Below are 11240 nucleotides of genomic sequence, written 5' to 3'. Positions count from 1 at the left end.
GCTACTGGTGCCACTGGACCTCAAGGTGTTCAAGGTAACACGGGTGCTACTGGACCTCAAGGTGCTCAAGGTAACACAGGTGCTACCGGCGCTACTGGACCTCAAGGTGCTCAAGGTAACACGGGTGCTACTGGCGCTACCGGTGCCACTGGACCTCAAGGTGCTCAAGGTAACACGGGTGCTACTGGTGCTACTGGACCTCAAGGTGCTCAAGGTAACACGGGTGCTACTGGCGCTACCGGTGCCACTGGACCTCAAGGTGCTCAAGGTAACACAGGTGCTACTGGCGCTACTGGACCTCAGGGACCTCAAGGTAACACGGGTGCTACTGGACCTCAAGGTGTTCAAGGTAACACAGGCGCTACCGGACCTCAAGGCATTCAAGGACCAACGGGTGCTACTGGCATAGGAGTTACTGGACCTACTGGACCTTCTGGTGGACCTACCGGACCTACTGGGCCTACTGGACCTAGCTTCCCTATAGCAACAATTGTTGTAACAAACAATATTCAGCAAACAGTACTGCAATTTAATAATTTTATTTTTAGTACTGCAATTAACGTAAACAATATTATCTTCAACGGCACAGATACAGTTACTGTTATTAATGGTGGTATTTATGTAATTAGCGTATCCATTTCTACAACTGCGCCAGGATGCGCTCCACTCGGAGTAGGAATTTCAATTAATGGAGCAGTCGCAACTGATAATTTCTCTTCAAATTTAATAGGCGACTCACTTTCATTTACTACAATAGAAACATTAGCAGCTGGTGCAAGAATTTCTGTTCAATCTACTCTTAATGAGATTACGATCCCTGCGACAGGAAATACTAACATCCGCCTTACTGTATTTAGAATCGCTTAAATTTCATCATATATTGTTTATGACAAATAAAAAAGAGCGAGGAAACTGAACTGCACCCCAATTGTTAGACACAGTCTAACAATTGGAGGTGCAGTTTTTCTATGGCTAAATTTACAGCTGATGAAAAAATACAAATCGTTCTACGTTATTTGAACGGGAATGAAAGTTATCGAGAAATGGGCAGATCGCTCGGTATAAGTGACACAATCATTTTGAATTGGGTAAACCAATATAAACAGAATGGTCTGGAAGCTTTTCTAAAACGATGTACAAATTACACACAACAATTTAAACTAGACGTACTAAACTTTATGATTGAAAACGGTATGTCCTTATTTGAGACGGCAGCTATTTTTAATATTCCTGCCCCTTCAACGATTTCTGTTTGGAAAAAACAGCTCGAAACACAAGGAATTGATGCCCTTCAATCTAAGAAAAAGGGGCGTCCATCCATGAAAAAAGATTCAAATAAACAATTAAAACAACCTTTAGCTGAAGGGTCAGTCGAAGCACTTGAAGCACGCATTAAACAGCTTGAGATGGAAAATGAGTACTTAAAAAAGTGAAATGCCTTAGTTCAAAACAAGGAAAAATCACAAAACAAGACAAAGCGCAAGTAGTCTATGAATTAAGGCATAAATATTCGGTGAAGGCACTTGTGGAGCTAGCTACTATTCCTCGAAGCACGTATTATGATTTAGTAAAGAAAATGAATCGTCCAGATGTAGATGCCGATTTGAAAGCTGAGATTAAAGCGATTTATGAGGAAAATGAAGGTCGTTATGGTTACCGTCGCATTCGTGATGAATTAACGAATCGTGGCCAAAAAGTGAACCACAAGAAGGTTCAGCGCATTATGAAAGAGCTTGGGTTAAAGTGGGTCGTGCGTATGAAGAAATATAAATCCTATAAAGGAAAAGTCGGTAGAATCGCACCTAATATTTTGGAGCGTAATTTTCATACAGATGCACCGAATCAAAAGTGGGTAACAGACATCACAGAGTTTAAATTGTTTGGAGAAAAACTGTATGTATCACCTGTATTAGATTTGTATAATGGTGAAATTATTACCTATACAATTGGTTCTAGACCGACGTATTCGCTTGTTTCAGACATGTTAGAGAAAGCATTGGAACGTTTACCTGAAACCCACCAGCTACTGATGCATTCGGATCAAGGATGGCATTATCAAATGGGACAGTACGTCCAGACACTTGAATCAAGAGCTATCGTCCAGAGTATGTCTCGAAAAGGCAACTGTTACGACAACGCAGTAATAGAAAATTTCTTTGGGATTATGAAGTCAGAGTTCCTATACATAAAAGAATTTGAAAATGTAGAGCACTTTAAAATAGAATTAGAAAAATATATAGATTATTATAATACGAAACGGATTAAGGCAAAATTAAAAATGAGCCCGGTACAATACCGGACTCACTTTTATCAAGCTGCCTAATGAAATAACCGTGTCTAACTTTTAGGGGTCACTTCATACAAGTTCTTTTTTCTTTAAAGCGATTACACGGGACACATAAATTATCTCATTATTCATAACGGGGAAAACATATTGATTACGGCTTGATTTCATTATATAACAAATATTAAAATCCTGAATTTTAATGTTTGAAAATTACGTAAATTAATAAATATAGGCCCACCCTTCCTCTAAAAATCTCATTTATTGATTTTATATAGACTGGTTTTAAATCAACGTTGATATCATAATAGATTAATTAAATATTATAATATGAATTTCATTTTATAACTAAATGTAATTTTCGAATATATGTTAATGGTGTTTTCTTCTGTTTTTTACTTATATGATTCAGAAGTTAGTTATGAGAAAATGAAACAAACATTTGTTTAAAATATTTTAGTTATGAAACAATGTTTGAGATATGTGAAGAATGGATTTACGGGTTCAATGGTCCGCTTTGTTAAATTATGCTTTTACTATATAAATTTTATATAACAAAGAAAAAGAACATATTTTCATAGTTGCTTAGGTAACCAGATAAACTAAGGCCCTCTTGTCCACTATAAAAAAATTTTGATTATTAATTCGCTAATTAGGAGGCATCATACATATCTATCAACTTAAGAATTTTATAACGTCCCAAAACAAAAGATTGTACATTTTTACCTGACATGTCAATTCTTTTATTTTGGGGTATTTGCGTTTCTTAAGCTAATGGACATGAAAGGACTAGTAAAAACTAAGTATACAATAGTTCATCCGGAATTTTAAAGAAAGGGAATGCGAATGATAAATTACTTGTCCTTGGCAGAAGCGATCTTACCCTATTATCGTAGTCAATTATTTATGCTCCCATTACGATACCCTTTTTCTGATAAAACAAAAAACGGATACTTCCATCATAGGAGCGTCCGCTATAAATATACTTCTATATGGTTAGTATTTTTCCACCCTAAAAATTCCTAAAAAGAATCTACTATTAAATCCTCGATACCTCTTACCTTACTCTGAAAACCCCTAAAAGGGAGTTTTGTTATTGATATTATTTTAAATAAAATACGTCTGTGTTAAACGTTCCTAAATATACAGAACCTGAAGATGTTGTTTTGTACGTATCAACTTTCAAATGATATTTTCCCTTTTCATAAATGCCTACGCCATCATAATTGACTTTACCAATATCAATGTTCATTCCTACATATTCTCCAGGTACAAACCAAGAAATTAAAGGTTTGTTCACATTTTCCCACTTGCCATTTGCACGCTGAATTTGTGGTTGCATACGAAGCTCAACTTCATAAGCCTTGTTGTTATTTTTAATTTTAATATTCATATATGCATCTGTACCAACATAATAATTTGCCTTTGTTGTATTTACGCTAGCTCCGTAACCTGAAGCCGCAGCTGCTTTTGATACGGGGTTAACTAATTCTAGAGTAGCTACACCTCCTAATGCGATTGCTGAAGCCAACATTGTCATACCCATTTTCTTTTTCCATGGTTTCATGTGAAATCCCTCCCAATTTTCAATGATTTTATCGTGTTAATTTTACTGACTCTGTTTACATTGTATCAATTGAACCAGCAGCATTTTCAACTTTCACACGGAAAGTACCTATTTCAGCGATTGATTAGCCATTGCCTGTTGAAACAATAATTTCTTTATTTGTACAAGCTGGTAACATAGCCCCCCCTTCCAGATTCATTCCATTACGTCGAAATTAAGGGTATTATTTCTATTAATATGCTATAAATCTCATTTTAAAATCCCATTATAATAATATTAATTTTCTCTCTTCTTTGCATATTTACAACATGGAGAATACAGAGACAACTCTTTCAAAACTTTATTAGGGGAAAGTTTTAAAAAAATCATTATAATAATATTTACATAAATGTAATATGTAGTAAATTGATACAATAAATACTAACTATTCTTAATATTTGATAATCTTATTCTTTGCACTACAAAGAGCAACATTAACATTTCAAAAAAACAAGCAAAGTACGTTCAGGTAAGGACATCTAGATTTTTCCTTATTAAAAATAAGTCAGCTCTTTTATATAAAAAGGATGTAAGGTTTGTAAATTAGTCAAATGTAACTCCTCAATATTCTATGCACCAAAGAAATTGACATATTCCCAATGTATAGATCCTCCCCCTATCAGAAAAGAAGAGTTCCATACAACAATGATGAAAGTGAACTAAAGTTTATAAAGGTATACCTTTAAGAACAAAATTTTAATCCATATAAAATCAAGGTTTGTCATGTTTATAAACATGTCGCAAAATATTAATAAACATTTATTAATCCCTATTAACCTTTATAAACTTCTTAACGTACCATTTTCTTAAAATGATATGGTGACCCTTATAAGCCGAAAATTATGTTCTTCACATAAAGAAAAGACACCCAAAGGCGTCTTTTCCGACAGTTTTTTAGCAGAAGCAGCTGCACCCGATAATGATTAATAAGATAAAGAGTACAACAAGTAAAGCAAACCCTCCAGCGAAACCACAGCCACCGCAACTACCACCATATCCCATAACAATAGTTCCTCCTTTAAGTAAGAGGGAAAACAAGGGTGTACGCATATAATTTGACGGATTCAATTTACTTTATGTTTTTGCGAAGAAATTGAGCAGGTTCTTTTTAATAAAAAAAGACGCCATAAAGCGCCTCCCATTTGGGTAAATAAGAAGTAAGATTTCAAAGATAACTGAAAAAAATAGAACAGTTGCTTAGATTTTATCACTATTTTTTTCTGAATGAACATGCATTATTACATATCATTGTAAATCCCTCTATTTTTCATTTGATAAAATACATTACAAATATTGACAAAGTTCAAATAAATATTTCTACAAATTCAAAATATTTACAATAATTTTGAAGGTGGTACATTTAAGGGGCAAGTTATAAAAAATATTTAAGGGGGATTTATTATGTTCAAGAAATTAGTAGTTGGAGCATTAGCAACTGGTATTGCATTGACAGGGGGGATTGGGGCAGCTTCAGCAAGTACAGAAAGTTCCGTAAACGAAATGGCACCAATATGTGAATCTTATTACTATATTGGTAATGGTAAGTATGAAAGATACATTTATTATTCTGATGAAATCTATCCTGATTCTTTTCAAGAGTACACTTGTCATGGGTTAATGCAGTGGCATTTAAAAAATATTGATGGATCTGGAGTAGCTCGTTATGAAGGAAGGGTACAATAGAGAATAGATATCTGTATGAAAAGCCTCAATATCTGAGGCTTTTTTCTTTGTGTAGGTTTTTTTTATGTATAAAGAAAAGACACCCTAAGGTGCCTTCCTCCGACTTGAACCACATTCATTTTGTATAAATTTATCCGTATTATCCCTTTGTTTATACGTGTAAACACATCCTATAAAACAGAATCGTCTATATACACTAGATTGTTAGTTTACAAAGCATAAGAGATTTGAGATCAGTAATAGAGTGAAGGCATATCTTTTATAATGGTCAATATGTTACGTCTTTTAAAAGAATCTGCTTTATAGAACATGTCCACAATTTATATTTTACTACATGTAATATTTATTTAGTGTAAACTTTATATATATGTATAATTACATAAGATTTATGAGAAATAGAAAGTATAAATTGATATTGTGTAATAAAGATAAGGCCCACCTACGGAAATAGGTGGGCTTTTTTATTGGGTACTACTATCTCATTGCACAAAAGGGACTTTGCATTAAAATAATATCATATTCTTAAAGTTGTTATATTGAGAAATAAAGAGAAGACACCCTAAGGTACCTTCCGACTTGAACCACTTTATTTTTAATAATATAGTGCTAAGTTTAAAAACTATAGGGATTTGTAGGTAGTTTTTACGAAATTATGAGTGTTTTTCATTCTGTATTTCAATAAGTTTTTCTTTAATCATTTGTATATAATGTTATTTTTCTGTTAATTCAAATATAAATAATGCTTTTTTCATGTTATTAATAACAGCTTCTTCATTAGGTTGTTTAAGTTTTAATAAATTCGAAGCTTTAAAATAGTATAATTCACCTAATAGATAGAGGGTATTTAGATTAATAGCTATTTTCATGCCCTTATCACTGTATTTTATTGATTCTTCATATTGATCCATTAGATTTAAACATTTTGTTAAATTAAAAACAACTTTTAATTTAATTTCTTTATCTCTAGGGAAATCCAAATTATCGAAATTTTTTAAACATTTTTTAATATATTAATAGATTTTTCATATTCTTTAATTTCCGCATATAATATAGCAATTGATTGCATAATATCTATTTCTCTTTCTGATAAACAATCAACATTCGTTACAGTTATTTTTAATGCATTATTTAAAAGAGTTAATGCCAATCTTGTTTCGTTATTTACACGATATATAGCAATTGCTTCATACCATAGTAGAAATTGTTTATCTTCTCTTGATTGGAAATTATTTTCGTTTTTCTCTTTTTTGACTATTTCATAAAGTTCTTTATATTGTTTTTGCTTTGTACAATCAATCATTACATATTTTATATTTTGTACGTATTTTAATTTTTTGTTTTGAGTTAGTGCAAATATATTATTTTGATCAACACCAAGTCTTTCTGATAATTGATATAACATTTATAGCAATCGCTTTTCCGGCACTAGAAATACAATCCCAACTAACATCACGAAGTGATTCATTAGGGTTATCCGCTACAGCTGTTAAATTATCACCATCTGCTATAAAAGTATATCCAGCAAACTCAGATCCTTTATTTTCGTTTAACCATTCAACCCCAGAATCAATTCCTGAATTCGCTACAGCATCTGGCATTTTTTCTACTAACTCTAAAAGTGGAGATAAAGCTTCATAGTCTTCAATTTCTGATTCTATTTGTTTAGTTTCATTCTTCGTTGTTTTAACTTCTGTATTTGCTACCGGAAAACTAAACATAGTAGAAAACATTAAAAACGAACAAAAAAGAATACCTAACCTTAAAAAAACTTTTGACATACAAAAACATATACCTTATTTTAATTTTAGGATTCTGGGGTTTTGCACGTATAAGCAAAGAACAGAAAAAAACAAATAATATTTTAAATAGATATAAAACAGCGGATTCTTCTTTCTTTGATTATAAAACGCATATTGCGATGAATGAAAAACGCATCATTACAGCTGCGGTAATTACAGCGGATGAAACGAGCGATGGAAATAGATACAGTTATTGGAGATACTGCTTATTTGGAGGAAAATAATATTCAATATGCCAAAATCAATTACAATTAGTATCGAAATTAAATCCCATTGTGACACAAGGAATCCGTAAAAAAGAAGATGAATTTAAGTTTAATAAAGATGCAGGTTTATTTGTATGTCCAGCGGAGCATTTAGCAAAAAGAAAAAGTAAAAAATCAGATTTACATCCAAGAGCAAGTGCAAGAATGTTTATTATTTGATGTTGAAAAATGTAAGGTCTGTCCACTCCAAGAGTTTTTTTAAGAAGGGGCAAAAAGTAAAACCTATTCAGTTGCCATTAAATCAGAGGAACATTTAGACCAACAAGCTTTTCAAGAAACGGAAGAATTTAAACGCTTAACTCGAGAACGCTATAAAATCGAAGAAAAAAATAGTGAGTGAAAGCATAAACACGGGTACGATCAAGCATCGACTGTGGGTTTATTTGGCATGCAAATTCAGGAAGCAACGCCGATATTCCTTATCAATCTAAAAAAATCTTAAAGCTTCTAAATGAAGAAGAGTAATAAATAGGCAAAAAAATAGGGCGTTTCCTGTTCAAAATTGAACAAGAAGCACCCTATTTTTCTCTAAAATGAATTTTTTTATAAAAAATGCAAGTTTTTCAGTGCTCTCATTCAATACCGGACTCATGCCCAGAAAGTTACCTAGCATTCGTGTCTAACTTTTAGAGTTCACTTCAACAGTCTAAGGATCAGGGGTACAGTTTTTTATGCCTAAATTTTCTTTAAAAGAAAAAATATAAGCAGTAAGACAATATTTATATAGTAATTGGTATTGAGAATCTACAAGTAAGCAATATGCTGAAAAACAGGAAACTTGCAAAAGCTATTATTTGCTTATAACTAAATGATACTCTCTTACTCCAATTCCTGTATTTTTTTCAGCTGCTCCATGTCTTCTTTAGAAGCATCTCCTAATTTATTTTTCACATAATCCCCCTTCTTCTCATCTATTACTACGTATTCTATATCATTTTTAATATAACTTTTAACTTTCCCCGTTTTATACCCTATAACATTATCTAATATAGTTTCTCCGCTATTTTTTTCATAGAGATTATAACTTACTGGTGGGCGGCCAATAACATATTTATTATTAGAAAATCCAACTACATCATCTCTTCCTAATCCTGTAGCAACACCCCAAATGAAAATAATTTGAACGATAGAAAAAGCAACTACGAAACACAATATAACTATTATCATTGATTTACCAATTAATTTTAACAAATTATTTTTCACAATTTTCTATCCTCCTTTTATTATTTATCCTCTCTACTATTTTCAAGAACTGTATTAAGATTATCATATTTCAGAAAACATTTGCAAATTAACATCTGGATATGTTAATATAAAGGAGTTGATATTTCCTATAAATGTCTTATTAGTATATTTATAGTATATATTAAACATAAAAAAGGGGTGTATAATAATTGAAAAAAATTTTAAGAACAACTTCAATTGCTGCTTTACTTATGTCGGTATCACTCAGTCCTATCACTTCATTTGCCGCCGAACCTAATGATACAAACCATGTAATATCAGAAGGATCAACTATTAAGAGTCCTTGGGATGGCAAATCTCAGACTTTTAAAGTTACTGAGCCTGTAGAAACAGGTTCTAGTAAAGTCGTATATGGTGATGAAGCTAAAGCAATAGGTGATAAACTAAAAAAATCTCAAGCTAGCGCTGCTGAAAACTATGATATTATGAACCAAGAATCATCTTTAAATTCTGTAAATAACACACAGTCTAATATGGCACCTATACAACGAGCTGCCTTAAACTCCAAATCATGGTATCGTTCTGAATTCAATGCATTAGCAATTGCTATGGGAACATTAGATTGTCCAACCGCTGGTAACTTTTTAAAGCATTCTTTACAAGATAACCCTAGTGATAGAGAGTACCCTGTAGGTAGTTCTTTATCTAATGCGTTCTCCTTAACAAAAATCTATACACAGATATCAGTAGAAATGGCTCAACAAATTAAAAAGACAAATAGTCAGGGTGGAAATGTAATTGGCGGTATGGGTAAAAGTGCTGCAACTAGTATTGGAAATTCAGGATTAGATTTTTATTTAACAGTCGGTAAATTTTCATATGATTGGATGGCAGAAAAACAACCTGGAAAAAGTTCTTGGAAAGTATATATTGGAATTCATGATACATATGACTATGATAAAGTAGATCCTCTACCTTCAGCTTTTCCTACTAAATATATTACTCTAGTAGCAAACCATGCAGCAGATGCTCAACAAGCAGGAGCTATTGTACCATATTACGTGAACATGTTTATGGAACAAACTTTTACTCCTTAAACAATACAATTAAAATTCTTAAGATTTTTTAAAGCTAATAGACCTAGTAGGGATCACCATATCATTTTAAGAAAACTGTACGTTTGAACACAATTTGGACACATTTCAGCTGGTTCCCTGTACTTTACGGAACCGGCTACTTACTTTACTACCTTTTTATGATTATGAAATTAAAAAAGATAGAGTAGAAATCATGTATGAAATACATGTAAGTAACACAAAGAAGAATATAAGCATGATATTGAATACACATCGTTCTATTCTTTTTTTCATTTAAACTTACTTTATTTTTTTAATTTGGTAGGGTCAATTTGAAGTTGTGCTTTCCAAGAACCAGATACTTTTCCAATTCTTTTTATATTTACATCTAACGTGAGCGGTTGTTTGAAAGGGTTCTGGTGCAAAAACAATTCACTACAACCATAGAAAGGCAATATCCTGTTAACAGAGAGATTAAACAGCTAATTCAAACAATCTATGAATGAACTCAGCTTCATTTCGGGCAGATTTCACCCTTTGGTGAAGTTGCCCATTTTTCATGTGATCTTCTTTTATCCGCATAAACGTCGCATATGTATCTGTTTTCGAAAAGCTACTTCTTTCTTGAAATATTTTTTTGTGAGCTTCGTATTTTACTTTGCGTGGAAGAAGATTCTTTTCTCACTGGTGTTTTGCTTTTTTCATCGTTTTATTTTTCGGTTCATCTTGCAGGCGCTTTTCTAAGTTCTGAATGGTTTGTGTAATTTTTTCAGAAGTGACTGGATGGACATCTTTCGTTTGCATTTCTTCTAATTCAGCCTTCGGATCTTCCTTACTTGCTTGTTCAATTGTAGCGACAATCTTTTGGTACTTCTCATCTAGTTTTTGATCATATTTTTCTGTTGATTTTTTTCACACAAACGTATATCGATTGGCATTTGCCTCGATTTTTGTGCCATCTAGAAAACAATCTTCGGTTTTGACAAGTCCTTTTTGTTTCAACAGGTCGATAAGAGAGAAGAACGTTTCATAAATCACGTCTTTCATGCGCTCTGATCGAAAACGATTGATTGTACGAAAAACTGGTGTTTTTTCATCAGAAAGCCACATGAAATGGATATTTTCATGGAGTTGTTCCTTGATTTTTAGAGAAGAATAGATTCCTTTTGTGTAGGCATATAAATAAGACTTTCAACATCATTTTTGAGTGATAAGAGAATAAAGAAATCCATAGCTTCTACAGCTGTATGAACCACGCGTGAAGGATGATGTTCAGGAATATGAACCTCAACATCTAATGGAAAAGTAAGTTGTTTTTTGTTATAGTCTATAAACATAAGA

At 32.5% G+C, this 11240-nt stretch carries 8 protein-coding genes and 4 pseudogenes; 5 read left to right on the top strand and 7 right to left on the bottom strand.

Going from position 1 to position 11240, the window contains the following annotated elements:
• A partial coding sequence (locus ACK1U5_RS21205) for a Gly-Xaa-Xaa repeat protein (protein ID WP_448814837.1) occupies positions 1-867 on the top strand: 867 nt, incomplete at its 5' end.
• Positions 868-968: 101 nt separating this feature from the next.
• Positions 969-2323 (top strand): IS3 family transposase gene (locus ACK1U5_RS21200; RefSeq protein ID WP_095209622.1). Its coding sequence is split into 2 segments (ribosomal slippage): positions 969-1422 and positions 1422-2323, totalling 1356 coding nucleotides; the frame shifts between segments, so codons are not numbered across the junction.
• Positions 2324-3386: 1063 nt separating this feature from the next.
• Here ACK1U5_RS21200 and ACK1U5_RS21195 read toward each other — a convergent pair.
• The gene (locus tag ACK1U5_RS21195) at positions 3387-3851 is read right to left on the bottom strand and encodes a hypothetical protein (RefSeq protein WP_048568748.1); all 465 of its coding nucleotides are present in this window, start codon (positions 3849-3851) and stop codon (positions 3387-3389) included.
• A gap of 933 nt (positions 3852-4784) precedes the next feature.
• The gene (locus ACK1U5_RS21190; protein ID WP_080481858.1) at positions 4785-4892 is read right to left on the bottom strand and encodes a YjcZ family sporulation protein; all 108 of its coding nucleotides are present in this window, start codon (positions 4890-4892) and stop codon (positions 4785-4787) included.
• 399 nt (positions 4893-5291) lie between these two features.
• Here ACK1U5_RS21190 and ACK1U5_RS21185 point away from each other — a divergent pair, with 399 nt between their 5' ends.
• A complete protein-coding gene (locus ACK1U5_RS21185) occupies positions 5292-5573 on the top strand; it encodes an LCI fold-containing protein (protein WP_448814836.1) in 282 nt (93 codons plus the stop codon).
• A 619-nt stretch (positions 5574-6192) separates the two neighbouring features.
• On the opposite strand, the pseudogene ACK1U5_RS21180 reads toward ACK1U5_RS21185, so the two are convergent.
• Positions 6193-6975 (bottom strand): annotated as a pseudogene (locus tag ACK1U5_RS21180) (transcriptional regulator).
• Positions 6941-7291, bottom strand: a complete 351-nt coding sequence (locus tag ACK1U5_RS21175) for a hypothetical protein (RefSeq protein WP_223277240.1) — start codon at positions 7289-7291, stop codon at positions 6941-6943. Before ACK1U5_RS21175 ends, ACK1U5_RS21180 begins: the two are co-directional and overlap by 35 nt.
• Before the next feature lie 152 nt (positions 7292-7443).
• On the opposite strand from ACK1U5_RS21175, the pseudogene ACK1U5_RS21170 reads away from it, so the two are divergent.
• Positions 7444-8080: pseudogene (locus ACK1U5_RS21170) on the top strand (transposase); the annotation flags it as partial.
• A gap of 377 nt (positions 8081-8457) precedes the next feature.
• On the opposite strand, the gene ACK1U5_RS21165 reads toward ACK1U5_RS21170, so the two are convergent.
• Entirely contained in the window at positions 8458-8805 is a 348-nt protein-coding gene (locus ACK1U5_RS21165; protein ID WP_048568752.1) for a hypothetical protein, read from the bottom strand.
• A 227-nt stretch (positions 8806-9032) separates the two neighbouring features.
• On the opposite strand from ACK1U5_RS21165, the gene ACK1U5_RS21160 reads away from it, so the two are divergent.
• Complete coding sequence (locus ACK1U5_RS21160) at positions 9033-9920, top strand: hypothetical protein (RefSeq protein ID WP_223277239.1); 888 nt, start codon at positions 9033-9035, stop codon at positions 9918-9920.
• Positions 9921-10204: 284 nt separating this feature from the next.
• Here the strand turns inward: ACK1U5_RS21160 and ACK1U5_RS21155 are convergent.
• Together ACK1U5_RS21155 and ACK1U5_RS21150 are read right to left on the bottom strand one after the other, a co-directional pair.
• Positions 10205-10318 (bottom strand): annotated as a pseudogene (locus tag ACK1U5_RS21155) (DUF4179 domain-containing protein); the annotation flags it as partial.
• A gap of 124 nt (positions 10319-10442) precedes the next feature.
• Positions 10443-11236 (bottom strand): annotated as a pseudogene (locus ACK1U5_RS21150) (transposase); the annotation flags it as partial.
• Between the last annotated feature and the right edge of the window lie 4 nt (positions 11237-11240).

It is taken from the genome of Bacillus sp. XB1, assembly GCF_053557995.1.
Note: the sequence above shows the minus strand (reverse complement) of the source record. Positions and strands in the feature narration are given on the sequence as shown.